Annotated in this window: 21 protein-coding genes and 1 other annotated feature; all 21 genes read right to left on the bottom strand. The window is 39.8% G+C overall.

Annotation, left to right across the window (positions count from 1 at the left end; translation table 11 throughout):
- Nucleotides 1-246 precede the first annotated feature (246 nt).
- Complete coding sequence (minD, locus tag CD33_RS14445; protein WP_036201723.1) at nucleotides 247-1,044, bottom strand: septum site-determining protein MinD; 798 nt, start codon at nucleotides 1,042-1,044, stop codon at nucleotides 247-249.
- Between the two features lies 1 nt (nucleotide 1,045).
- Nucleotides 1,046-1,714, bottom strand: coding sequence for a septum site-determining protein MinC (locus CD33_RS14440; protein ID WP_036201722.1), 669 nt, complete (start codon nucleotides 1,712-1,714; stop codon nucleotides 1,046-1,048).
- Between the two features lie 29 nt (nucleotides 1,715-1,743).
- Nucleotides 1,744-2,268, bottom strand: a complete 525-nt coding sequence (mreD, locus tag CD33_RS14435; RefSeq protein ID WP_036201721.1) for a rod shape-determining protein MreD — start codon at nucleotides 2,266-2,268, stop codon at nucleotides 1,744-1,746.
- Nucleotides 2,269-3,195: a rod shape-determining protein MreC gene (gene mreC, locus CD33_RS14430; protein WP_036201720.1), complete on the bottom strand. Its 927-nt coding sequence runs from the start codon at nucleotides 3,193-3,195 to the stop codon at nucleotides 2,269-2,271.
- Between the two features lie 12 nt (nucleotides 3,196-3,207).
- On the bottom strand, nucleotides 3,208-4,227 hold the full coding sequence (locus tag CD33_RS14425) for a rod shape-determining protein (protein WP_036201719.1): 1,020 nt from the start codon (nucleotides 4,225-4,227) through the stop codon (nucleotides 3,208-3,210).
- Nucleotides 4,228-4,654: 427 nt separating this feature from the next.
- Entirely contained in the window at nucleotides 4,655-5,353 is a 699-nt protein-coding gene (gene radC, locus CD33_RS14420; RefSeq protein WP_036201718.1) for a RadC family protein, read from the bottom strand.
- 14 nt (nucleotides 5,354-5,367) lie between these two features.
- Complete coding sequence (locus tag CD33_RS14415) at nucleotides 5,368-5,955, bottom strand: Maf family protein (protein ID WP_036201717.1); 588 nt, start codon at nucleotides 5,953-5,955, stop codon at nucleotides 5,368-5,370.
- 93 nt (nucleotides 5,956-6,048) lie between these two features.
- The gene (locus CD33_RS14410; protein ID WP_036201716.1) at nucleotides 6,049-6,705 is read right to left on the bottom strand and encodes a hypothetical protein; all 657 of its coding nucleotides are present in this window, start codon (nucleotides 6,703-6,705) and stop codon (nucleotides 6,049-6,051) included.
- A gap of 165 nt (nucleotides 6,706-6,870) precedes the next feature.
- Entirely contained in the window at nucleotides 6,871-8,130 is a 1,260-nt protein-coding gene (locus CD33_RS14405) for a bifunctional folylpolyglutamate synthase/dihydrofolate synthase (protein ID WP_036201715.1), read from the bottom strand.
- The gene (locus CD33_RS14400) at nucleotides 8,111-9,409 is read right to left on the bottom strand and encodes a bifunctional folylpolyglutamate synthase/dihydrofolate synthase (RefSeq protein ID WP_036201714.1); all 1,299 of its coding nucleotides are present in this window, start codon (nucleotides 9,407-9,409) and stop codon (nucleotides 8,111-8,113) included. The genes CD33_RS14405 and CD33_RS14400 overlap by 20 nt, the downstream gene beginning before the upstream one ends.
- Before the next feature lie 1,106 nt (nucleotides 9,410-10,515).
- On the bottom strand, nucleotides 10,516-13,167 hold the full coding sequence (locus CD33_RS14395) for a valine--tRNA ligase (RefSeq protein WP_036201713.1): 2,652 nt from the start codon (nucleotides 13,165-13,167) through the stop codon (nucleotides 10,516-10,518).
- A gap of 69 nt (nucleotides 13,168-13,236) precedes the next feature.
- Nucleotides 13,237-13,495 (bottom strand) — a binding site (T-box leader).
- 261 nt (nucleotides 13,496-13,756) lie between these two features.
- Nucleotides 13,757-14,776 carry a hypothetical protein gene (locus CD33_RS19575; RefSeq protein WP_052130269.1) on the bottom strand — a complete coding sequence of 340 codons (1,020 nt, stop codon included), beginning with the start codon at nucleotides 14,774-14,776 and terminating at the stop codon, nucleotides 13,757-13,759.
- Nucleotides 14,777-14,957: 181 nt separating this feature from the next.
- Nucleotides 14,958-16,244 (bottom strand): glutamate-1-semialdehyde 2,1-aminomutase, encoded by a 1,287-nt coding sequence (gene hemL, locus CD33_RS14385; protein ID WP_036201712.1) that lies wholly within the window; start codon nucleotides 16,242-16,244, stop codon nucleotides 14,958-14,960.
- 2 nt (nucleotides 16,245-16,246) lie between these two features.
- Complete coding sequence (gene hemB, locus CD33_RS14380; RefSeq protein WP_036201711.1) at nucleotides 16,247-17,227, bottom strand: porphobilinogen synthase; 981 nt, start codon at nucleotides 17,225-17,227, stop codon at nucleotides 16,247-16,249.
- Nucleotides 17,214-17,981, bottom strand: a complete 768-nt coding sequence (locus tag CD33_RS14375; RefSeq protein ID WP_036201710.1) for a uroporphyrinogen-III synthase — start codon at nucleotides 17,979-17,981, stop codon at nucleotides 17,214-17,216. The genes hemB and CD33_RS14375 overlap by 14 nt, the downstream gene beginning before the upstream one ends.
- Nucleotides 17,974-18,903, bottom strand: coding sequence for a hydroxymethylbilane synthase (gene hemC, locus CD33_RS14370; RefSeq protein ID WP_036201709.1), 930 nt, complete (start codon nucleotides 18,901-18,903; stop codon nucleotides 17,974-17,976). The genes CD33_RS14375 and hemC overlap by 8 nt, the downstream gene beginning before the upstream one ends.
- Before the next feature lie 39 nt (nucleotides 18,904-18,942).
- Nucleotides 18,943-19,770: a cytochrome C assembly family protein gene (locus CD33_RS14365; protein WP_036201708.1), complete on the bottom strand. Its 828-nt coding sequence runs from the start codon at nucleotides 19,768-19,770 to the stop codon at nucleotides 18,943-18,945.
- Between the two features lie 325 nt (nucleotides 19,771-20,095).
- Nucleotides 20,096-21,457, bottom strand: a complete 1,362-nt coding sequence (gene hemA / locus CD33_RS14360) for a glutamyl-tRNA reductase (protein WP_036201707.1) — start codon at nucleotides 21,455-21,457, stop codon at nucleotides 20,096-20,098.
- Nucleotides 21,458-22,042: 585 nt separating this feature from the next.
- Nucleotides 22,043-22,624: a ribosome biogenesis GTP-binding protein YihA/YsxC gene (gene yihA, locus CD33_RS14355; protein ID WP_036201706.1), complete on the bottom strand. Its 582-nt coding sequence runs from the start codon at nucleotides 22,622-22,624 to the stop codon at nucleotides 22,043-22,045.
- The gene (lon, locus tag CD33_RS14350; protein WP_036201705.1) at nucleotides 22,624-24,945 is read right to left on the bottom strand and encodes an endopeptidase La; all 2,322 of its coding nucleotides are present in this window, start codon (nucleotides 24,943-24,945) and stop codon (nucleotides 22,624-22,626) included. Before lon ends, yihA begins: the two co-directional genes overlap by 1 nt.
- A 284-nt stretch (nucleotides 24,946-25,229) precedes the next feature.
- Complete coding sequence (gene clpX, locus CD33_RS14345; RefSeq protein WP_036201704.1) at nucleotides 25,230-26,498, bottom strand: ATP-dependent protease ATP-binding subunit ClpX; 1,269 nt, start codon at nucleotides 26,496-26,498, stop codon at nucleotides 25,230-25,232.
- Nucleotides 26,499-26,765: the final 267 nt, after the last annotated feature.

Below are 26,765 nucleotides of genomic sequence, written 5' to 3'. Positions count from 1 at the left end.
GCTAAAAGCATATATCAAATTATTTGATTTGGAAATCTTGCGGTTACTCGGGCCTTAGGATTGACAAACGGGTATCGCGCTGCCTTGTCAACATGAGCAACGTCTGTTGCTCTTATGGATAAGCGTAGAGGCAACTGCGAATTAAACTCAACTCCTTGTCCTTTAAAGTCCACAAGTAAGGTGACTCAGGTGGCTTTTCGTATGAAAAATAAAAAGGCTATTGATTTTCACCAATAACCTTCTACTCTATTTCGAGAACATCGAGATCAACTTTTTAAACATCCCTTTGGAATTATCTTCAATTGACATTAATGGAACGGATTCCCCTAATATTCTTCTTGCTATATTACGATACCCCAAAGAAGCCTTACTATTTGGATCCATAACAATTGGTTCACCTTTGTTGGATGAACTGATTACGTCTTCACTATCAATCACTATACCTAATAGATCAATTGATAAATGTGTCGTAATTTCATTGATATCCAATGAATCGCCATTTTTCATTAAATCTTTACGAATTCGGTTGATAATCAATTTCGGCGGTTCAATCGATTCCTGCTCCAACAGCCCGATGATGCGGTCTGCATCTCTGACAGCTGAGATTTCAGGAGTTGTTACAACAATAGCGCGATCTGCACCGGCTACTGCATTTTTATAACCTTGTTCAATCCCTGCAGGGCAGTCAATTAAAACAAAATCATATTCACGCTTTAACTCATCTATTAAACTCTTCATTTGCTCCGGCGTTACGGCATTTTTGTCCGTTGTTTGAGCTGCAGGCAATAAAAATAGTTTTTCATCGACACGTTTGTCCTTGACTAACGCTTGATGAATTTTACAGCGACCTTCTACGACGTCGACCAGGTCATAAATAATTCGATTGTCCAACCCTAATACCAAGTCTAAGTTGCGTAAGCCGATATCTGTATCTACCAAACATACTTTTTTCCCTTGAAGAGCCAATGCAGTTCCCAGATTGGCAGTTGTTGTTGTTTTACCTACTCCGCCTTTACCTGAAGTTATCACGATTGCTACACCCACATTAGCTTCCCCCTTTAATCGTACTTAATAATGGACGTATTTTTCTTACTTCTTGTACTCGTTCATATGAAATTATGCCATCTCTATTAATATATGCAAAAATTTGTTCTGCATTATCTTTTACAAAAGGTTTTTCGTTGGACATAGTTTCGATTTGGTCGTCAATTAAAACGTGGGTAGGTTCAAAATGAGACGCAACGATAATGGCCTCTTTATTTCCTTTTACCCCAGCATGGGCGATTCCTCTTAGATTGCCAAGTACGAAAATACTTCCCCCAGCTTCAATCTTCCCATTTGGATTTACATCTCCAATAACAACAATATCTCCATCAGTTTTAATTATTTGACCAGAGCGGATAATTCCAATATAAGTCTCACTCTGATCCGAGAGCACTTTCTCATTACTCTCTTCAATTGTTATAACATCACTGTGCACCTTCGAAACGTGCATATTTCCAGGGCCCTGTACAATTTCAATGAGCTCTTTTTGCTGTGCTTCGAGCAGGTAACGATGACCTAGGTGAAGCTGTACATCAACTTTGCCATCGATTCCACCCTCTGAAACCTTACGTTCAAGTTCTTCCACTAAATCTGCGTAGGCGCACTGATCATCAAGCCGTAGTACCAACCCCGCTTTTGTCCCCTTTATATGGACAAGCTGTTTATTCATAAAAAAGCGACACCTCACGCCAAGTCAATTTAAGAATTATCTCGGGCACGCTGTAACAAACGCGCATTGATTAAATATTTAAATGCCCAACCAAGCATTATTAAAAATAATAGGTTTGCGATAATAGTAGGAAGTAAACGGTTGCTTAAAAAATCGCTTACCGGAATTGTTGTAAACTGAATAAAATGAAAGAAATAATACAAAAAAACTTCCATTATAGCTACTAGCACTACGGATAATATTGTTGTGACACTCAAATGTTGATGGATAAATTTTACAGTCGAGCCAGCAACAAAACAAAGAAGTGGATATAAAAAGGAATATAATCCAATAATATCAATGTAGAACACATCATACAAGAGCCCAAAAATCAAACCATATAGACATGCTCTCTTTCTACTGTAGTATATTGAAATAAATATCAAATAAAGAATGACAAACCTAGGTACTAAAACTAGTGTTTGTTCTCCCCAACTAATTGGTGAAAATAATGCAAACTCTGGCTCTAACAAAAATAAAACAACCGCTACAAAGGGAATCAAGAATCGTATCATCTATTCTTCACCTTCATTAGTATCAGTAGTTTCATTTTCAGTACCATTTGTCAAATCGGCATTCGTACCCGAGCCATCGGAACCATCGACAGATATTGAAGTTCTTAAAGCGATTATAACATCCTCCAACATTGAAAAACTTGCCGCCGGCTTGACATAGGCCATTTTAGTTAGACCATAATCATCGGTTGTTACTTCTGTTACTTCTCCGATCAATATGCCTTTTGGATAAATCCCGCCTAAACCCGATGTTACAACCTGTTCACCCTTATTTACTTTGAAGCTTGAATCGATTCTCTTTAATATTAATTCATTACGCTCCGTGTCATATCCTTCTATTAAACCAAAAACATCCGATTTTTCTCCTTGAACAATCGCGGATACACGATAGTTTGGATTGTTCGAGTATAATAGCTCCACTTCTGATGTGAAAGGCGTCACTAAGCTGATTTTACCGATTAAGCCGTTCGCTGTCATTACCGCCATATTTAATTGGACACCATGAGATGACCCTTTATTCAAAATGATTTTTTCTTCCCATTGATCAGGATTTCTGGCAATGACAGTTGCTTTCAGCGGATCAAAGTCTTTCAAACTATCCTCTTTTTCTACCAGTTCTTTTAAAGATTTATTTTCAGATTGCAAAGTATTAACTTCTGCTTGAAGCACTGCAAAATCTTCCAAACGCATTTTTAGACGTTTATTTTCTTCGTACGTATTTAATAAAGAATTAATATCATTAAAAATACCTGTTATGTAATTTGCTGGTTTTGCAACAATGGATTGTGCAAAACCAACTGTGTCTTTAATAAATTGTTCCGGAACGCTTGCGTTTTGTCGATCTCGTAAAGAGAAGCTAATCAATGCCACAAGGAAAATTGTGCCAACTAGCAGCAGTATTAATTTCTTGTTCGTAAAATGTGGCATTGCGAATCCTCCCTACCCTTTCATCTGTTGAGAACGAACTAAATCAATATGGTCTAAAGCTTTACCTGTACCAATTGCCACACAATCTAGTGGATTTTCCGCGATAAACACAGGCATATTTGTTTCGTCGCTGATAACTTTATCGAGGTTGCGTAGTAGCGCCCCACCGCCAGTTAACACGATTCCTCTTTCCATTACGTCCGCGGAAAGCTCTGGAGGGGTTTGTTCCAACGTTTTCTTCACTCCATCAATTATAGCTGAAATCGCTTCTTTCAAGGAATCAGAAATTTCTTCTGCAGTAATTTCAATTGTTTTTGGCAATCCAGTTAATAAATCACGTCCACGGATTTCCATTTTTTCATTGCTATCATCTACACGGGCTGTACCAATTTCTATTTTGATTTTTTCTGCAGTACGCTCACCGATAGTAAGATTATACGTTTTACGAATATAACTGATGATTGAATGGTCCATTGCATCTCCACCGATACGAACCGATTCACTTGTTACAATGCCACCCAATGAAATGACGGCAACTTCTGTTGTACCTCCACCGATATCAACAACCATGGAACCAGTTGGATCCCATACAGGAAGGTCTGCACCAATTGCCGCTGCAAAAGGTTCTTCAATTGTAAAGGCTTCTTTTGCCCCGGCTTGTCGAGATGCATCGATTACCGCACGCTGCTCGACAGACGTAATTCCATAAGGCACACAAATCATTACATTTGGTTTTTTCCAATTAGATCCTGAATTTTTTAAAGCTTGCTTAAGGTAATATTGAATCATCGATGTTGTAATATCGAAATCCGCAATAACCCCGTCTTTCATCGGTCTGATGGCCACGATTGACCCCGGTGTACGACCGATCATATTTTTCGCATCATTACCAACTGCAACAATGTCCCCAGTTTTTGTATTTTTTGCTACTACAGAAGGTTCTCTTAATACAATCCCTTTTCCTTTAATGAAAACTAGTGTATTCGCTGTGCCAAGATCAATCCCGACATCCTTATTCCCTAATCCAAACAAATTTAGTACTCCCTTTCTTCTTTAAGCCATCTATTAATAGCGCTTAAAATCATAAGAATTATTATAGCTGAAAAGATCGAGAATTTATAGTGTCACATGTACTGTTCTACCATATTTCTCTAATGATTCATTTTTATTCGACATTCTTCATTTTATTTCGAATTTGTCCATGAAACAAATAAAATAATTATGTAAGTTTTTACATTCACGTAACAAGTACTCCATTGTAATGACGAAAAAGAATGGAATAGGTTCTTTGAAATGAAAATGAAATATAATTGCCTTGCAATTACTGTTGTCGACGCCTTCCTTCAATCAATTGTAATAATGATGTCATTTGTTTATAATGCTATTTTATATTAATTTGCCCCAAAAAAAGTCGCACATCCAAAAAAGTTGGACATCCGACTAAAATCTTTTATATAAATTACATGTATCCTTTTTCTTTCAGGCTAATATATTGATGATCTCCGATGATGACATGATCAATCAGTTCGATTCCGATAATGTATCCCGCTTCTTGCAGCCGTTTGGTCACTTCAATATCCTCGGGACTCGGCGTTGCATTGCCGGAAGGGTGATTGTGCGAGCATATAATGGATGCCGCGGAACGTTTCACAGCTTCGCGGAAGATTTCCCGTGGATGTACGATGCTGGAGTTTAAACTTCCTATAAAAATAGTTTGTTTATGCATCACTTGATTTTTTACATTCAAAAATAAAACCACAAAATGTTCCTGCTGAAGCGAAGACATTTCGGGCATTAAAAAAGTAGCTGCATCTTGTGGGGAACGAATTGTAAATCGCTCGTCTACCTGCTTTTGGGATAGTCTTCTCCCAAGCTCTATGGCCGCCAGGAGTTGAACGGCCTTCGCTTCTCCAATTCCTTTGATCGACATGATTTCTTCGATTGTCGCGTGCTTTAATCCATGCAGCTTTTCGAAATAAGTTAAAACGCGATTAGAAAGAGTTAACACGGACTCTTGTTTCGTGCCGGTCCGCAATAATATGGCGATCAATTCTTGATTCGATAAACTCTGGGCTCCCTGTCGAATCAACCTCTCCCTCGGCCGGTCTTCTACATGTACGTCGCGTATTTTAGGCTCGGGAAATAGGGCAATCGTCATTCAATTATCACTTCCTATAGTTTTAGAATGTTTAATGCGACCAGTTTTTCGAATAGGCTTGCTAACGGCAATCCCACTACATTGTTATAGTCACCAACGATATGATCCACAAAAAATACACCATCCGTTTGAATGCCATAGCCACCAGCCTTGTCGAAAGGGTCGCCGGTTTCTACATAACTTTCAATCAGTTCCCTGTTTAATTTCTTAAAATGCACCTTTGTTTCTTCAACAAAAACTTCTTCCGCTCCATCCGGCAGAATAATGACCACCGCCGTCATTACCAGATGGGATTTTTCCGACAATCTGGTTAAATGAGTAATTGCTTCTTGTGCATTTTTCGGCTTGTGTAGCAGTGTTCCCTCGAAGGTCACTACCGTATCCGCACCAATAATTGTTTTATCCTTCTCTTTTTTTGCTACATCACGCGCTTTTAACAATGCCACTTCACGTACATAGGCATCCATCGCCTCAGCTCTTACGGATGTTTCTTCAACATTGCTCGATATTACTTCGAAAGGAATACCCAATTTTGAAAAGAGTTCTTTTCTTCTAGGTGATGCAGACGCCAAAACAAGCTGATGATTCGTTTTAAAATTCATATCCATTCCTCCTGCTCTAATAATAGCCGAGGAATGGAATTTTGAAAAATCCGTTGCATTTTTGAAAAATAAGCTTTCACACTCATATCTTGTTTAAAACTCGATTTTCATGCAATCATTTTGTTCAAAATAATGGGCGACCAAGTGTAGACGCGTAATGCCCAAATCCTGTGAAAAGCTTGATAGCGCTGATGTTATCGATTGCCAATCTTGCGGAATATTGTCTGGGACATTGCCATCTTGAAAATAAAATTTTGACGGATCATTGCTTTCTAAAACAGTAGGCAATCCTTTTAACGTCTCCTCTGTGCAAGCCTCGGTTGAAAACTTGAAGGACTTTGCAAAAGAAGTTGGATTGCTTGATAAAATCAGTTCTTCCCTAATTGGTGTGATCGACGACCAAACATAGAATTTCCCATCCACTTCCACTGTTGCACTTGTATTTAAAACAGGGTATTCCGAGATGAAATCCGATGCAGACTCTTTACTCGTAAACACACCATATTGATTTGCAAAAAATTCTGCTGAAGAATTGCCCTCAATTACTTCACTCGAATCATTGGATGATTGTACAGGGATGATTTCTTCCTGCCCTTCGTCCGAGCTTGCCTGTTGTTGCGGCTGCTCTGTTGAAGAACCCATGGAACTGAGCAAAAGTATAAAAAATAGGACGCCAGCGAGGCCCGCAATGGAACCGATCACTGCTGCATTTTTAAGTTCTCGCCTTCCTATTGCATTAGGAAATTTCATACGCATCACCTCATATGCTAACGGTAACAAATATAAGTTAAAAAAAAGCGAGACAGATGTCGTCTCACTTAAAAAACATTTCGCAATAAATGCTATAAAAAGATTCACTTCGACACTACTTACTAGTAATATCTACAAATGATGCGTGTTTAAAACACATTCCGATCAAATTTTATTTTTTATTATTTCCTTTCTAATCTCAGTCAATAAATAAAGAGATCCCGTTACAAAGGTTTTGCCACCGTTTGTTGAAGCATTTTTTAGGAAAGTAATCGGATCCTCTAACGATGCGGCTTGCGATGCGCGAGAAAGAGAGAGTATTTCTGTGGATGTCATCGCCCGATCATTTATAAAGTCAACAAAATAAAATTCATAACTTACCTTTTCCAGCAGTCTCAATACTGCCCCAACATCTTTATCGGCCAGCATCCCTACGACAAACCGAACTTTCTCGTTCGGAAATTTCGCCTTGATGGTCTGGACAAGTTTCTCCGCACTTTGTGGATTATGAGCCCCATCGAAGTAAACATTCGGCAAGACTTCCTCAAATCGACCGGGCAAAACGGACTCTAAGATGCCTTTTCTTATTTTATCTAGATCAACCGCTAATTTGAAATACTCGGCAACTTCAAAAAATGCGGTGATGGCAAGCGCCATGTTGTCGGCTTGATGGTTTCCTGGCAAAGCGCGGAGTAATCTTTGGATCTCCAACCCTTTTTCATCGTTTTTATAAACATCGAATGAACCTTCAATCGACACTTCAAAATGATCTCCAAGTTCAATTAGGGGCGCATGTTTTTTAAATGCCTCGGATTCAATTACAGAAATGGCCTCTTTCGGCAATCTACCGACAACGACGGGGATACTTTGTTTAATGATCCCCGCCTTATGCGAAGCAATACTTTCAATTGTCGGGCCAAGGAACTTTGTATGCTCCAGTGCAATACTTGTGATAATGGATACGATTGGCGTGATGACATTCGTACTATCTTCCCGCCCCCCCATACCGGTTTCCAATAATACGAAATCTACCTCTTGCTGAGAAAAATGAAGAAATGCCACACAAGTCAACAGTTCAAAATCCGTTAATTTCCCGCTGAGTCCGGCGTTTTTTAGCTGAACGAAAATATCGTCCATTTCATTTTCCGAGATCGGGTCGCCATTAATTTGTATTTGATCGTGCACATCGTATATGCAAGGAGACATGAACTTTCCAACATTCAATCCATGACTTCTGGATATGTGTTCCAAAAAGGTGAGCGTAGAACCCTTTCCATTCGTACCCGCTATATGAACAAACGCTATCTTTTGTTCAGGGTTATTTAACAAGTCCAGGGCTTCCCTCATCGCATCCAGCCCAGGCTTAATCGATTGATCACTTGCAACATCCCATTTTTTCTTATAGTCATCCAATCTCGGTATCACGTATTTCAACCTTCTCTACTAAAAATTTCCGTGCTTCAGCTATAAAATATAAAGATCCTGTTATAATCAACAGTTCATTCTCTTGCAAAGTAGTAATCTCATCCTTTATTACCTGTTCCCAATTTTCACTAAAACGGATATTTGAATGATTTGACTGAGATGCGAGTACGGCTGCCTTTGCTGCTCTTGGCAAGTCTATTTGTGTAAAGCTCATTGAAGCGGCTACCTGATCCATCATGGAGATACTGACTGCATGGTCCTTATCTTGGAGGGCAGCATAAATGAACCTATACTTTTTGTCAGGGTATAGTTCAATCAAGGTGTTTATTAAAGCTTCAGTTCCTTCAGAATTATGGGCCCCATCAATAATGACTTGGTTGTTCAACCTTTCGAAACGCCCTTCCCATCGCGCCTTTCTTAATGCGTTGCGAATTGTAGTTTCAGCAATTGCTGGATCAAACAAATATGAAGCGGCAATCGCAAGTGCGGCATTGTGTATTTGATGGTGTCCTTGCATTGCTATGGGAATGTGATTGATCTCAACGTCCCCAAAAGAAAAATCGAAATATTGTGGGGACCCTTTCTTTATGTTATTAATCATTATTTCTTCGTTTATAGAGAAGCATTCAGAATGACATTGGATTGCTTTTTGTTTTATGACTTCCCTTGCTTCCGATTGCTTGACGCCTACTACTACCGGTTTTCCGGGTTTCACAATTCCGGCTTTCTCATAAGCTATTTTTTCAATGGTATCCCCCAATATCTCTGTATGTTCCAGAGATATTGTCGTAATTACCGAAACTTCCGGGGTGATGATATTGGTCGAATCGATTCGGCCACCAATGCCGGTTTCCATTAAAGCAACATCCATCGCTTCATTCGCAAAGTGCAAGCATGCAATAACGGTCATTATTTCAAAAAAACTAGGATACTGCCCATCCAGCTTCGTTCGAATAATATGATCGATCGAGTTTGCATATTTAAGAAAATCTTCGTCCGTTATTTGCTCGTTATCAATCGTGATACGCTCATTCACCCGTTCTAGATGAGGCGATATAAATGCCCCTATACGCATTCCATGCTCCATTAATATTTCCCGTGTCGCATTAAGCGTCGATCCCTTTCCGTTCGAACCAGCAAAATGGATGAATTTCACTTTTTCATGCGGATTATCCAATTCAAATAATATTCTTCGTACCGCCTCGAGAGGCTTGCCTTTATATGTACTTGCCCTTAACTTAAAAATAAAATCGGTACATTCTTCTATGGAATGAAACATAGTATTATCTCCTAAGTATCAAAAATAGTTATATAGTTAAACTTTCGCACACTCTGTTGCAATTGTAAAATAACAAAAACATAAGCGAGGAAAAATATTAATTTGCGGGTTATTGTGGCAAATGGTAAGTTTTTTGGGCTTCGTAGGTCAACAGGAAATTTTGATTTTAATGATCGGCTCATATTGGCGAGTGGATCGTTTCACTTAGACAAATTCACCTGGCTCGTGAGTTGGTTCTGTCTCATTAGCTTTATCTATTGGATAGTTTTCCTAGCTTGGCATTTTGTGTGGCTTTTACACTGTTTTTATTGGACAATTCGCCTGGTGATTCTTTGTTATATCTATTAAGCTACTTCTATTGGACAGTCTCCTTGGCTTGGTGCTTCGTTTTGTCTTTTAGATTGCTCCTATTGGACACTCCCCCTGGCTCAGACGTCCCTTCTGTCTTTTAGACCACTTCTATTGGACAGTTCTGTCGCCTTCACTATGCGTTTTGTCTATTAGACTGCTCCTATTAGACAATTTGCCTGCCTTGGTACTTAGCTTTGTCCTTTAGACCGTTCCTATTGGACATTTTTGCCGCCTTCACCGTTCATTCTGTCCTTTAGACCACTCCTATTCCCCGTTCGGCCGTTCGTTTTGTCTATTAGACTGCTTCTATTGGACAATTCGCCTGCCTTGATTCTCCGCTTTGTCTTTTAGGACACTTCTATTGGACACTTTCCCGGCTTGGCTGTTCGCTTTGTCTATTAGACTGCTCCTATTAGGCAATTTGCCTGCCTTGGTACTTAGCTTTGTCCTTTAGACCACTTCTATTGGACACTCTCCCTGGCTCAGCCCTTCCTTCTGTCTATTAGCCCGTTTCTATTAGACAATTCTGCCGCCTTCACTCTTCCTTTTGTCTTATCGGCAGTACGGGTGCGGCTAAACACAGCGCCAGCCTTCTTTATAACTCCAATCAAAGAAGCCTTGCGCCCTTGCTATTAAAAGCGAGGCAAATCAACCACTTCTCCTTTAAAACAAAAAGAGACTGCAGCAAACTCCGAATTTCAAGTTTGCTTCAGTCCCCTATCCTCGAGAGAATTCCAAAGGTTATTATTACATTGTTACATACTTCTTAACTCTGCCAAACGTTTTTCAACTGCTTCGTGTTTTTCTTCATATTCCGCTAGTTTTTCACGTTCTTTTGCAACTAAGCTCTCTGGTGCTTTTGAAACGAATTTTTCGTTAGAAAGCTTGCCATTTACCAACTTCACTTCTTTTGCCCATTTTTCCAGCTCTTTCTCAAGACGTGAAATCTCTTCATCCAGATTAATCAATCCTGCTAGCGGCAAGTAGATTTCAGCGCCTGTTACTACAGCCGTCATCGATTGGGCTGGCGCTTCCAAAGAAGTACCAATCGTCAACGTTTCAGGGTTGCAGAATTTTTCGATGTATCCTTTATTCGCTTCCAGAATACCGGCAATTAGTTCTTCATTTGCTGAAATTGTCAAAGGCACTTTTTTACTCATCGGCGTATTAACTTCCGCACGGATATTGCGCACAGAACGGATAATCTCAGTCAGAAGCTTCATGCTCTCTGCATCTTGAGCAAAATTGAACTCTTTTTTTACAGTCGGCCATGCCGCCACTGTAATCGAGTCCCCTTCGTGAGGAAGATGCTGCCAAATTTCTTCGGTAATAAACGGCATCATTGGATGAAGCAGTCGCATTGTGTTATCCAGAACAAAAGCTAATACTGAGCGAGTTGTTTTCTTTGCCGCTTCATCTTCACTATAAAGTGGCAACTTCGCCATTTCGATATACCAAGAACAGAAGTCATCCCAAATGAAGTTATAAAGCTCACGACCGACTTCACCGAACTCGTATTTATCGGATAAAGCTGTCACACGTTCAATTGTTTCATTCAATCGAGTTAAAATCCATTTATCGGCAACATTTAGATTTCCCGTCAAATCGATTTCTTCGTATGTCATCCCTTCCATATTCATGAGGGCAAAACGGGAAGCATTCCAAATCTTGTTGGCAAAGTTCCAAACAGATTCTACTTTTTCGGTTGTATAACGCAAATCTTGACCTGGGGATGAACCTGTCGCCAAGAAATAACGAAGCGCGTCTGCACCGTATTGGTCGATAACTTCCATCGGGTCAACACCATTTCCAAGTGACTTACTCATTTTGCGTCCTTCACCGTCACGAATTAAACCATGGATTAATACATCCTTGAATGGACGTTCACCAGTAAATTCTTTGCCCTGGAAAATCATGCGTGATACCCAGAAGAAAATAATATCATAGCCTGTAACTAATGCACTTGTCGGATAGTAACGTTTGAATTCTTCATTTTCTGTATCCGGCCAGCCCATAGTCGAAAACGGCCATAGAGCCGAGGAGAACCAAGTGTCCAACACGTCTTCGTCTTGCGTCCAATTTTCGGCATCACTAGGTGCATCTTTTCCTACATAAATTTCGCCTGTTTCATTATGATACCAAGCCGGAATTTGATGCCCCCACCATAATTGACGGGAAATACACCAGTCATGGATATTTTCCATCCAACGGTTATAAGTATTTTCGAAGCGATTCGGTATGAAGTTTACCTTTTCGTTCTCTTGTTTTTGCATTTGTAAAGCTTCTTCAGCTAACGGCCCCATTTTAACAAACCATTGCGCTGATAGATAAGGTTCAACAACAGCACCCGAACGTTCGGAGTGGCCTACTTGGTGAACATGCGGCTCAATTTCAACTAATACGCCAGCTTCTTGCAAATCTTTGACAATTTGTTTTCGGCATTCGAAACGATCCATTCCGGCATATTTTCCGGCTAGATCATTCATTGAACCATCTTCATTCATAACAAGGATACGTTCCAGGTTATGACGGTTACCAACCTCAAAGTCATTTGGATCATGCGCAGGCGTCATTTTAACGACCCCTGTTCCGAATTCCATGTCAACATACGTATCTGCAACAATCGGAATTTCCCGGCCAACGATTGGAAGAATCACTGTTTTCCCAATTAGATGTTTATAACGTTCATCTTCCGGGTGTACAGCAACGCCAGAATCCCCAAGCATCGTTTCCGGGCGCGTTGTAGCAACACGCAGTTTGCCAGATCCATCGGCTAGTGGATATTCCATATGGTAGAAAGCACCTTCTACTTCTTTATGGATTACTTCGATGTCGGATAATGCCGTTTTGGCTGCCGGATCCCAGTTTATAATTCGTTCGCCACGGTAAATTAACCCTTTTTCATACAATTTGACAAATACTTCTTTTACCGCATCTGATAAACCTTCATCCAAGGTGAAGCGTTCACGTGAATAGTCTAATGCTAGACCAAGTTTTGCCCATTGTGCGCGTATATGGCTGGCGTATTCATCTTTCCATTCCCATGTTTTTTCAAGGAACTTTTCGCGCCCCAAGTCATAGCGTGTAATGCCGTCTGCACGAAGTTTTTCTTCTACTTTTGCTTGCGTCGCGATGCCGGCATGGTCCATCCCTGGTAACCAAAGAGCGTCATAGCCTTGCATGCGTTTCATACGAATGAGGATATCCTGCAATGTTGTATCCCAAGCGTGCCCTAGGTGCAATTTACCTGTTACGTTGGGAGGCGGAATTACGATGGAATAAGGTTGTTTCCCACTTTCCGGCTGTGCTTCGAAAAATTTCCCTTGCAGCCACCATTCATAGCGTCCTGTTTCAATACTTTGTGGATCATACTTTGTTGGCATTGATAAGTTTTGTTGTTCTGTCATATTGACTCCTCCTTATATAGTTTTTTGGCAAGCGGCGAAACAAAAATAAAAAAACTCCTATCGCCCTAATAAAAGGACGAAGGAGTTTTGATTCGCGGTACCACCTTTAGTTCCGAGTTTAGTGTCATCCAATTAAATTTTAAAGGACTTCCACCAAGTTCTCGGCTCTCGATTAAGATAACGGGGTTTTCCCGGCATTTTGCTACTGCTATTTCACAAAAGCTGCTCCAAGGCTACCTTCAAATGATTGCTCACAGAAACTTTTCAGCTACCGTTTCCTCTCTATAGCAAGCAAGAACATTTTACTCTTCCTTTTCAACGCATCCAACATTATTCACTTTTACTTTGCTTCTTTTGTCTCAATTCTCAAATTTGGAAAGAGACTCTGTATACACAAAGTATTACTGTTCTTAAAGTATAATATACCATCAACAGTTTTAAAGTGACAACAATTTTAATGAAAGGAAGAAAAATTTTAAAGATAACACGCCAGAACCACTGACCTATCGTCTACTTATGGAAATATTGCTTCATCTCAAACGGTAGTTATTTAATTTCAGCCACGACCGAAACTTTAGTTTCTTTGCAGTTATTCACGATAGGATTTATTGGATACGTTGAGTATTGTATAAGATTCAGTCAGCTCATTATAGAAATCATCTGTATCTGTAGGGAAATATTGATTTCTAGCTTCCACAACTTTTTCCTTGTCGATTTTTTCTAACTTAGGTTCTTCCACTTTTTGTTCGGCAATGCTTTCTACCAACGTAGCATCGCTTACATCATAACTGCTCGGTTCAGCTTTCAAGCTCGGGCTTTCATCAGCTTTACCTAAAGCATCTTCCAGTGTAATGGCGTCCTCTTCTTCATTTACCTCTTCTATAGGTGGTTGTCCTTCAGTAAATGACGTTTCTTCCGGAAAAATCCCATCTGTTCCACCAAAATGGATCTCTTCTGTCTCCGTTGTTTCTTCTTGTGATTGGAAATCTTCGTAGGAAGGAGCCACTTCTATTGGAGGCGCATCAACTTGTTCATTAGCTGGCTCTTCGGAGATTGCTTCGAATTCTGAGGCAACCCCTTGAAGATGTGATTCTTCCGCGCCTTCTTCATGGACTGATACAACCTCTTCAATTACAGGTTTTTCTGGTAACGGAACTTGGTCGAATTCAATAGGAGATTGCTGTTCGAATTGAAATAAACCACCTTCAACCACTTCACTAAATTGGCAATCCACATCCCATTTAAAAGTACAATTGGAACCATCATACACAAAATGCGCAACGTCATTCACACTTATATCCGGTGTGCAATCATAGGCTACCTTATCTCGCGGCAAATCGATCTCCAATGGCAATGCATATTCAAAATACCCATTATTCCCCTCAAATTCGAGTTCTTCAATTAATGTACCATCGCTGTATTCGGGTAGCTCATCTGGGTTAAAGCGCGCAACTGCTGCGATATGATAGATTCCTACCAAACGCACCGAATCTTCCGTTTCTATTTGCTGCCAAATTGGTTTAATATCGACCGAAACTACTTCTTCAACAAGACCTAACTGCTCCGGAAAAACAAATTGCGTCATCATATCCCAATTAATTTTTTGCACCTGCATCCCTCCCGTAACTACCATATGCTGAAGGATGGCAAGTATGCTAAATCTACATTATGTTTGAACACTTTTATCTAGTTATTCTATTTGTGTATCTAACTTATGAAAAGTCCAAGTTCCCAAAACAATAAAGCATCTTTTTCATTAAAGAAAAAGATGCTTTACTATAGATCACCATTTATTTTGCAAGCTTAGCGAAAACATTATGGAAAGCTTGTACTGTTTTGGCAATATGCTCTTCCGTATGTGCCGTAGAGATGAATAATCCTTCAAATTGGGAAGGCGGCAAATAAATGCCCTCTTCAGCCATTAACTTGAAGTATTCTGCGAACATTGCTAAATCGGAAGTTTTTGCAGATTCAAAGTCGACCACTTCTTCATTCGTCAAGAATAACCCGATCATTGATCCGGCACGGTTGACTGTATGCGGGATATTATACTTCGTTGCAGCTTCACGAATACCTGCCTCTAATTGATCTCCAAGCTTTTTGAAATGCTCATAAGATTCAGGTGTCAAACGTGATAATGTCTCAATACCTGCTGTCATGGCCAAAGGATTTCCTGATAGTGTTCCAGCTTGATATACTGAACCAGCAGGTGCAATATGTTCCATGATTTCGCGTTTACCTGCAAATGCGCCAACTGGAAGGCCACCGCCCACTACTTTACCCAAGCATGTTAAATCAGGGTTCACTCCAAAGTAGCCTTGTGCACAGTTGTAATCAACACGGAATCCAGTCATGACTTCATCAAAGATAAGAAGGGCGCCGTTTTCTTCGGTCACTTTACGCAATCCTTCAAGGAAACCTGGTTTAGGCGGCACTACACCCATGTTCCCTGCTACCGGTTCAACTATCACTCCGGCAATTTGATCACCATATGTTTCGAATACAACTTGAACTGCTTCTATATCGTTGTAGGCAACCGTCATTGTATTTTTGGCGATATCCGCAGGTACTCCTGGGCTATCCGGCAAACCGAGAGTGGCTACACCTGAACCCGCTTTGATTAATAATGAATCTCCATGCCCATGGTAGGAGCCCTCAAATTTTAGTATGATGTCTCTTCCTGTATAGCCACGTGCAAGACGCAATGCAGCCATTGTAGCTTCTGTTCCCGATGAAACAAAACGAACCATCTCAACGGAAGGTACACGATCAATGACGATTTGAGCCAGTTTAGTCTCTAACAATGTTGGTGCACCAAATGACGCACCTTTTACAGCCTGTTCTTGAATTGCCGCTACCACTTGCGGGTGTGAATGACCCAAAATAAGCGGGCCCCAGCTTAAAACGTAATCAATATACTCATTGCCATCGATATCCTTAATGATGGCACCTTTACCTGAATCCATGAAAATAGGGTCGGTATTAACAGATTTGAATGCTCGGACAGGGCTGTTTACGCCGCCAGGCATTAAATGAACAGCTTCAGAGAAAGCTTGAATTGATTTTTCATATGTCATACTTATTTCCCCTCCAACCAGCGAGCGACATCTTTTGCATGATAAGTCAAGATCATGTCTGCCCCTGCACGCTTCATTCCTAGCAAAGTCTCCATGACAACCGGTTTTTCTTCAATCCAGCCATTTTGCGCAGCTGCTTTAATCATTGCATATTCACCAGATACATTATAGGCAACGATAGGCAAAGTGTAATTATTTCGAACATCCCGGATGATGTCCAAGTATGATAGAGCAGGTTTGATGATTAGGAAATCTGCCCCTTCCTCAATATCTGAGTCCGCTTCACGGAACGCTTCCAAGCGGTTGGCCGGGTCCATTTGATATGTTTTGCGGTCACCGAATTGAGGAGCACCATCAGCCGCTTCACGGAACGGCCCATAATATGCGGAAGCATATTTGACAGCATAGGACATAATCGGAACATCTTCAAATCCAGCTTCATCCAAAGCAGCACGGATGGCTGCCACGAAACCGTCCATCATATTGGATGGCGCAATAATATCCGCCCCGGCTTTTGCTTGGGATACGGCAGTACGACCCAATACATCAAGAGAAGCATCGTTTAGGATTTTCTCCCCTTCAACTACTCCACAATGACCATGATCAGTGAATTCACATAGACAAGTATCTGCAATAACGATTAGCTCGGGATGACGTTCTTTAACTTGTCGAGTCGCTTCCTGAACGATACCATGATCATGAAAAGCGCCTGTCCCCACCGCATCTTTTTCAGCAGGCAAGCCAAAAAGTATCACCGCGGGAATACCCAGTTCTACTACTTCATCCACTTCAGCATTTAATGTATCTAAAGAAAATTGGAAAACCCCGGGCATTGAACTGACCGGATTCTTAATGTTTTCGCCTTCCATTACAAAAATCGGATAAATTAAATCTTCTTTATGCAAGTAAGTTTCTTTAACCATTGATCGCATTGCTTGTGATGAACGAAGACGACGATGTCTTCTGAAATTAAGTTCTTTCATGTCTAATTCCCTCTCTCATACGTATTTCTTCTATGACCTCCAGCATCGTATAGTTAGATGGCTGATATGTAACCTGAGCTCCATAATGTTCAATTCTAGCTGCCGTTATATGGCCTATGCATGCATATGTTGCTTTTTGCCACCCTACGATAGGAGCAATATTCTTGGCAAAAACATCCACCGCAGATGGACTAGCAAAGATAATGATAGGTTGTTTCCTAGAGCGGATAAGTTGGACGAATGGTTCCACGATAGACAGGTTTTCGCTTGTATCATAGACCGTCCATTCCGCAATTTCAAATGGCAACCCATTTTTCAGGGTGTCCTTTGCCTTATTTCCCCTTAAAAACAAACATCTCGGATTGTGCCCTGCGATCAGCGGAAACTCATTTACAAATACATCCGCACTATAAACTGAGGGCGTAAAATTTACATCAAAATTGTTTTCTATCAATAATTCCGCTGTTTTGGAACCTACTGATGCAATTTTCCCACCAAATTCGAAACGTTTCAACTCGCAACGCTTGATTTTCTTACAAAAAGCTTCTACTGCATTTTGACTCGTGAAAATTAACCAATCAAATGTTTGTGCCTGGTCTAATTTCACAGGATCATCCGGCAGAATCTTCTCGGTAGTTTTGATAAGTGGATAAAATTCTGCAACTCCACCCAATTGCTCAATTCTGGAAAGGACAGCCGATGTTTTGGAAGAGCCTGTTACAACGACTGTTTTTTCATGAAGTGGTTTAAGCATCCAGCTCAGCCTTCACTTTTTGAATCAAATCAAAGGCCCCTTGCTCCGTCAAAATTTTGGCTACTTCCTTACCCAGTTCTTCTGGGTTGGTTCCCGTTACTGTTTCCTTATAAATTACTGATGAATCAGGAGCTGCTACTAGACCGGTGAAAGTGATTGTATCGCCTGCAGTCGTTGCGTATCCAGCAATCGGCACTTGGCAACCCCCATCCATTGCAGCAAGAAATGCCCGTTCTGTATGCGCTTCATTCCAAGTGATTTGGTCTGTTAATTTTGCTAGTTCCGATAAAAGTTCTTGGTCATCCCCACGGCATTCAATGCCTAATGTACCTTGCGCCACGGCTGGCAAACAAATATCGGCATCCAAGTATTCCGTTACTACTTCGTCGCTCCAACCAAGTCTTTTCAATCCTGCAGCAGCCAAGATAATCGCATCGAAACCTTCACTCTCCAACTTAGCCAATCGTGTTTCTACGTTTCCACGAATCCATTTAATTTCTAGGTCCGGTCTGGCTTGAAGCAACTGTGCACCTCGACGTAATGAGCTTGTCCCTACTACCGCTCCTTTTGGAAGGTCAGCGAATTTGACATGTCCATTGGATATGAATGCATCTCTTGCGTCCTCACGCGGTGGGATACAACCGATCACTAAACCTTCCGGAAGAACCGCCGGCATATCCTTCATCGAATGTACTGCAAAATCGATTTCTTTATCAAAAAGAGCTTGCTCAATTTCTTTAACAAACAAGCCTTTACCTCCAACTTTAGATAGTTGAACGTCTAGAATGCGATCCCCTTTTGTCACGATTTCTTTCACCTCGAACTCAAAAGGAACCCCTGCATTTTTCAACTCGTTGATGAACCAGTTTGTTTGTGTCAATGCTAACTTGCTTCTTCTTGAACCTACGATAATTTTTCTCATGATAAGCCTACCTTTCCTTTGTAAAACCACGAACAAAAGTTAATACCAAATGTGGAAGTTGGATAATTTACTTCCCAAAAAGAAATTGATCACAACTAGTAAAAAAGTATAAACTTGGGCCCATGCAAAATTTAGACCCGTTAGTTTTCCGCTGCGATGCAGTACTAAAATCAACAAATAAATAATTGTAATAACGAAGGAACCCAATATTTTTACATCAAAAATGGACAGTGCATCAAGTTTCAAAAATGCCCATTCAAGACCCAGAATCAAACTAATAAAAATAATCGGTACACCGACCAAAATGGAATAAAGCATCCACCTGCTCGTTTGATGTAAATCTGGCAGTCTGGACCATAATTTCGTATATTTTTTCTCTTTTAGTAATCGATATAATATTAAATATAAGACTGAAAAAACAAATGACAGGGAAAACGCCGCATAGGCAAGTATAGCAAAGGAAATGTGTATGAACAGCATTTCCGATTCAAGCGATTTCACTAGCGGGTTTTCAACCTGATTTGGAGCAAATAGGTGAATCGTGACGAAAATAAATCCCAGCACATTGATGAAAAACACCGGCAAATCGACACGTGCTATACAATGAAGCAGAATCGATAGCGTCACAAGTAACCAGGCATAAAAATAAATTCCTTCTGTTAATGAAAGAATTGGAAATCGTTTTGTTTCGACAATATATAATATGAAGAAAATTGTTTGCAACACCCATACGATGGAGATTAACCAAAATCCAAGTCGACGAATTTTTACACGCTTATAAAAAAAATCAATGAAATAAAAAACAATACCGGTTGCATATAGGACAACCATTATTTCATAAAGCCAAGCCATTGCTAATTCTGTCATTTCGCTACCCTTCTTCATCTTTTACAACTTTTATGAAGCTAATACCATATTTTACAATAATTACGTAATATTATGTAAAAATACATTAACGTTTTAGTCAGTAATGCTTATCAAGCAAATAATGCAAGTTTGAAATTACGTAAAGTTGTAAAAACAGGCGTCCTCGTATCTATTTTAACATACAGATACGAAAACGCCTCAATTTCACAATCATTATTACGCCTTGACCAAATTGACATTGTCTTATTAATTTTAGTATTAATCTATAAAAGACTTGTACAAATTTTAACTTAGTAACAAAACTTAACGTCAAGGTTGAATAAAGTTAGAATGACAATTTCCCATCTAATAAAACGCCTTTGTTCTGTGAACTTTCGAAAACCGTTTTTTCTTTTTGTTGTGCATTCACTTCTTCTACAACTTCTTCTTCAATGCCAAAAATTTGTTGGAAAAGTTGAAGTTGCTGATCAGCTCTTGGAGAATTAGCCAATTCTTTCGCTTGCAATATAGGATCCTTCAATAGTTGGTTAATGATGGATTTCGTATGTTTATTTAGAATCTTGATTTCACGCTCTGTTAGATTCGGCATTTTATTCTCAATGCTTGTCATCGTTTCTTGTTGAATGCGGTTTGCTTTTTTACGCAGTGCGGAAATTACCGGAACGACCCCAAGAGTTGCGAACCAATCCTTAAATTGAATTACCTCTTGTCCAATCATATCCGTGATTTCCTTTGCAGCTTGCTCACGCTCTGCTAAGTTTGCCTCAACAATTCCTTGCAAATCATCAATATCATATAAGAATACATTAGGCAACTCGCTTATACGTGGATCGATGTCACGTGGTACGGCAATATCAACCATAAATAAAGGCTTGCCTTTACGCAGACGTTCAACAAATTGCATTAATTCAAAATCAATTACATATTCAGTCGCACCTGTAGAACTGATTAGAATATCAGCTTCTAAAAGCATACATTGTAATTCTTGCATCGATTTTGCATCCCCATTAAATTTAGAAGCAAGTTTTTCTGCCTTTTCAAATGTACGATTGACAACCGTTACTTTACCAACACCATTGCCATAGAGATTTTGGATTGCTAGTTCACCCATTTTGCCGGCTCCCAAAATAGCAACGTGTTTATTTTTCAACGTACCAAAAATCTTTTTAGCAAGTTCCACCGCCGCATAAGAAACAGATACTGCATTTTCATTGATTGTTGTTTCATTATGTGCGCGTTTGGCAAATGTTACAGCTTGTTTGAACAACTGGTTATAAATAGTGCCTGTTGTCCCCACTTCCTGTGCATCCAAGAAGCTCTTCTTCACTTGTCCAAGGATTTGCGTCTCACCCAACACCATTGAATCGATTCCAGATGTGACACGGAAAAGATGATGCAATGAGTCGTCATCTTCACGGATGTAAAGATGTTCGTCAAATTGCTCGACCGGAATTTCGAACCACTTTGCTAAAAATTGTTTAATATAATAACGTCCTGTATGCAGTTGGTCTACAACCGCATAAATTTCAGTTCGGTTACAAGTTGAAACAATGACGTCTTCCAATATGCTCTTTTCTTTTTTCAATGCTGCCATCGCCTTCGGAAGTTCATTCTCAATAAACGACAATTTCTCTCGAATTTCGACTGGCGCAGTTTTATAATTCAAGCCTACTACAAGTGTATGCATGAACTTTACACCTCACACGATCTATTTCACAAACTCTATTCTAACATAAAGAAAGTGTTATCCATAATCTTTTTGTGAACAGGTTATGAAATTATTTATCATTTTTAAATTAGAATTATTCTAAAGTAAGTGTAACAAACATTACATTATGTTTCAATAAAGATGACTTTTAAAGTAATATTGCAAATATTCCACCATTATATTCCTTGGTGATCGTATGAACAATAAGTTTTTTCGCTTCTCGATACAGTTTTCCTCTGGAATCGTCATATTAATCCTGTTTTTGCTCATCGATAAAGTTTTCTCCTTGGACTAGACAAAATGAGGCAGGGACATAAGCCGAAAACACCATTTTCCCGAAAGAAGGAAAATGGTGTTTTCTTGATGTAGCCTAAATTGATTTCCGTTGCGAGGACGCGCATCCAATGGCACGGCTCGACACGAGCGTCTCTCCCTCGTGCTGTTCCCCCTGGAGTCGCCCCTCCACTCCAATCAACTTTTATAATATCAATTTCTTAATATAGATTTCTCCATTATTCTAAGAAATCCCCAATTCTGTCCCCGCCTCGTTAAAGTATGTAAGCATTACATTCGTTTTTCTATTTCTTGCCAAGCCTGTTCAAAACCAAGTCCGGTTTCAGACGAGAAAACAATCAATGGATCATTTTTGTCCATTTCCAATGTGTCCCTAACTACTTTTTTATGCTGGTCCCATTTACCTTTTTTGATTTTATCCGCTTTTGTCGCGATAATGATCGCAGGGATGTTGTAATATTTCAAAAAATCATACATCATTATGTCATCATTTGTAGGAGGATGACGTAAATCAATGATTAATACAACAGCACGCAATACACTACGCGCTGTTATATATCGTTCAATCATTTTACCCCAGGCTTCACGTTCGGATTTCGAAACTTTTGCGTAGCCATATCCAGGGACGTCTACAAAAAACAATTGCTCTTCTATTTTGTAAAAGTTCAACGTTTGAGTTTTTCCGGGTTTCGAAGAGATGCGTGCTAATGCTTTTCTTCCAATCATTTTATTGATAAATGATGATTTACCAACATTCGATCGACCAGCTAGTGCAAATTCAGGAAGTCCATCTTCTGGATACTGCTCCGGCTTCACAGCGCTGATGACCATTTCTACATTATGGACTTTCATTATTTAAAACCTCCAACAAGTGCTATATTAAGCACTTCTTCTGCAGATGATACAGGTTTAAACGTAAGTTGTTCACGAATACTCCCTGGAATATCATCAATATCTTTTTCATTATCCTTTGGAATAATAATTGTAGTCAATCCTGCACGGTGGGCACCCAACGATTTTTCTTTCAAGCCTCCAATCGGAAGGACCCGGCCTCGCAAGGTGATTTCACCGGTCATCCCAACTTCGCGCTTAATTGGCTTATTGGAAATGGCCGATACCAACGCCGTTGCCATTGTAATCCCTGCAGAAGGACCATCTTTCGGCACTGCACCTTCAGGAACATGGATATGAATATCATTATGGTCAAAATAATCCGTATCAATTTTTAATGTATCCGAAAGTGATCGAACATAAGATAGTGCTGTCTGAGCTGATTCTTTCATTACGTCCCCAAGTTTACCTGTCAGTATCAACTTGCCCTTACCTGGAGTTAACGACACCTCGATTTGCAGAGTATCGCCACCAACAGTCGTATAGGCCAATCCCGTTGCAACCCCGACTTGGTTTTCCTCTTCGGCTTGACCATAATGGTATCGATGTTTGCCTAGCATCTCTTCTAATACTTTTGAATTGACTGTTACACGCTTTTTCTCGCCGGAAACAATAATTTTAGCCGCTTTACGACAAAGTGCAGCAATTTGCCTTTGAAGATTTCGGACCCCGGCTTCACGTGTATAATAACGAATTAAATCAATAATTGCTTCGTCTTTAATAGTAAGCTGTGATTTCTTTAACCCATTTTCGCTAATTTGTTTAGGTATCAAATGATTTTTCGTAATCATTGTTTTTTCAATTTCTGTATAGCCGGCAATCGAGATGACTTCCATACGGTCAAGTAAAGGACCTGGTATTGTGCTCAAATCATTTGCCGTTGCAATGAACATAACTTGCGATAAGTCATATGACTCCTCGATATAATGGTCACTAAAATTGCTGTTTTGTTCAGGGTCTAATACTTCTAACATTGCAGCAGAAGGATCCCCACGGAAGTCGTTCGACATTTTGTCGATTTCATCCAGTAAAAAGACCGGATTGACTGTACCCGCTTTTTTCATCCCTTGAATAATTCGGCCTGGCATCGCTCCAACATAGGTTCTGCGGTGTCCACGGATTTCCGACTCATCCCGAACACCACCGAGTGAGGCGCGTACAAAATTACGATTTAAACTTTCAGCAACTGATCGAGCCAAGGAAGTTTTTCCCACACCAGGAGGTCCTGCCAAACACAAAATCGGGCCGCGTACAGAATTCATCAACTGACGAACTGATAAGTATTCCAAAATACGTTCTTTCACTTTTTCCAATCCATCATGGTCACGATCCAGAATTTCTTCGGCATGCTTAATATCAAGACGATCTTCAGTACTTTCTTTCCAAGGAATGGTCACTAGCCATTCAATATAGTTTCGAATTACGCCGCTTTCTGCACTTGCTGCAGGCAACTTTTCGTAGCGATCCAGTTCTTTTAATGCGACTTTAAGCGTCGATTCCGGCATACCGGCATTTTCCAGACGCTTTCGTAAATCTGCCACTTCTCCAGTTTTACCCTCTCTGTCGCCAAGCTCAGCCTGAATTGCCTTCATTTGTTCACGCAAATAGTATTCTTTTTGCGTACGTTCCATTGCTTGTTTCACTTTGGAATTAATTTTCTTTTCAAGGTTTAAAACTTCTTGTTCATCGTGAAGCCTAATAATTAAATGGTCCAATCGTTTCTTCACATTGAAAATCCCAAGGACTTCCTGTTTTTCCGAAACTTTAAATGGTAGATGAGAAGCCACAATATCTGCCAGGCGACCAGGTTCCTCGATGTCCAAGATGGAGTCGATTGTCTCTGTCGTAATCTTGTTTGAGGATTTTGCGTACTTTTCGAAATAACTAACCAGTGTACGCATTAATGCCTCGATTTCAGCGTCTTTTTCTTTTTCATCTTCGTGAACTTCTACGTCAACGGTCGTAAAGTCCTTCTGTTCTTGATAGTTGCCCATCTTCGCACGACTGATGCCTTCCACTAGTATGCGTAGCGTTCCGTTTGGAAGTTTCAGCATTTGTTTTACATTGACCAAAGTTCCAATCGAATAAAGTTCTTCTTCACTAGGCTGTTCCACACGCAAATCCCTTTGTGTTGCCAAGAAGATTTGATTATCATTTAACATTGCATGCTCTAAAGCTGCTACTGAACGAGCTCTCCCAACATCGATATGTAAAACCATTGAAGGGTAGACTAGCAATCCACGTAATGGTAAAAGTGGTATATTTTCTATTTTTTTACTCATGCGGGTATTCACCTCCATCCACGTTTTCCGAAACAACCCGCTTTGTTAGTATGTCTTAAAAGATTAACTTTTCACTTACATAATCATAGTAATTTTTGTAATGAGAATTCCAAATCTCATTTATTCATTTTATCCTACCTACTACTTATTATGTAAATAATTGCTCAAATTAGACTCAATATGTATAAAGTTTATTTTGGAAGAAAGAGCTGACTTGCGACAAGCGTTTGATCACGCAAGTTCGAAGTCAGCTCTCGATCTTAGTATGCTGAACTTAAGCTAAATTAAGCTGAAGTTTTTTTATCGTTCTTTTTTAACTCAGTGCCATCAGCAAGAATTAATTTTGGTGTTGCTTTATCAGTGATCGTTTCTTTCGTTACAATACATTTCACTATATCTTCGCGTGAAGGAAGCTCGAACATCATCTCCAACATAGTCGATTCAATAATGGATCGTAACCCACGTGCACCTGTTTTACGCTCGATTGCTTCTTTTGCAATTGCCAATAAAGCTTCGTCATTAAATTCCAATTCGACTTTATCAAGCTCAAGCATTTTTTGGTACTGCTTGACAAGAGCATTTTTTGGTTCAGTCAAGATTTGAACCAATGCGTCCTCATCCAGTTGTTCCAATGATGCTAAGACCGGTAAACGGCCGATAAATTCCGGAATTAATCCAAACTTCAGTAAATCCTCTGGGATCAATTGTGAAAGAAGGGATACTTTTTCTTCTTCCATTTTACTTGGATCTAAGCCGAACCCGATTACTTTTCGTCCTTGGCGACGTTTAATGATTTGTTCAATTCCGTCGAACGCCCCACCTACGATAAATAAAATATTCGTAGTATCTATTTGTAAAAATTCTTGATGCGGATGCTTTCTTCCGCCTTGTGGAGGAACACTTGCCACAGTTCCTTCAAGAATTTTCAGCAATGCTTGTTGAACACCTTCGCCTGAAACATCACGCGTAATAGAAGGATTTTCAGATTTACGAGCTACTTTGTCGATTTCATCTATATAAATTATTCCTTTTTCTGCACGTTCAATGTCATAATCGGCTGCTTGTATCAATTTAAGAAGGATATTTTCAACATCCTCCCCAACATAACCCGCCTCTGTTAGTGAAGTCGCATCTGCAATTGCAAACGGCACATTTAAAATTCGAGCTAGTGTTTGAGCAAGCAGTGTTTTCCCACTTCCTGTCGGTCCAATTAAAACGATGTTCGATTTTGATAATTCTACATCATCAATTTTACTGTTCGAATTAATACGTTTATAGTGATTGTACACGGCAACAGCTAATGCTTTTTTGGCGCGCTCTTGTCCAATAACATATTCATCCAAAATCGATAGGATTTCTTTCGGTTTAGGGATTTCTGAGAAATCAATTTCTTCTTCGACCCCTAATTCCTCCACAACGATTTCAGAACACAGCTCGATACATTCATCACAAATGTACACGCCCGGTCCAGCTACTAGTTTTCGTACTTGTTCTTGTGGTTTACCACAGAACGAGCACTTTAAATTGCCTTTTTCATCATTAAATTTGAACAATGTGCTTCACCCCTATTCAAGCAACAATCTTACAAGATTCTGTAGTCATTATCAAATAAGTTGTTTTGTATCAGCTTATAATTAGATATATTATAAACATTTTTTGTCTATGTATTATCCAGTATGTCAGAATTGATTCATTAACTCCACTCAGAACTATTGCGTTAATGTAAAAATTACTAAGTATCTGAATTTTTTTATTTTGAAAACAAGGTACGGTAATATGCCGTACCTTGTTCATCATCTATTATTAAACTAACATTTTAC

The sequence above is a fragment of the Ureibacillus sinduriensis BLB-1 = JCM 15800 genome (assembly GCF_000772955.1).
In the GTDB taxonomy this organism is placed as follows: Bacteria; Bacillota; Bacilli; order Bacillales_A; family Planococcaceae; genus Ureibacillus; species Ureibacillus sinduriensis.
Note: the sequence above shows the minus strand (reverse complement) of the source record. Positions and strands in the feature narration are given on the sequence as shown.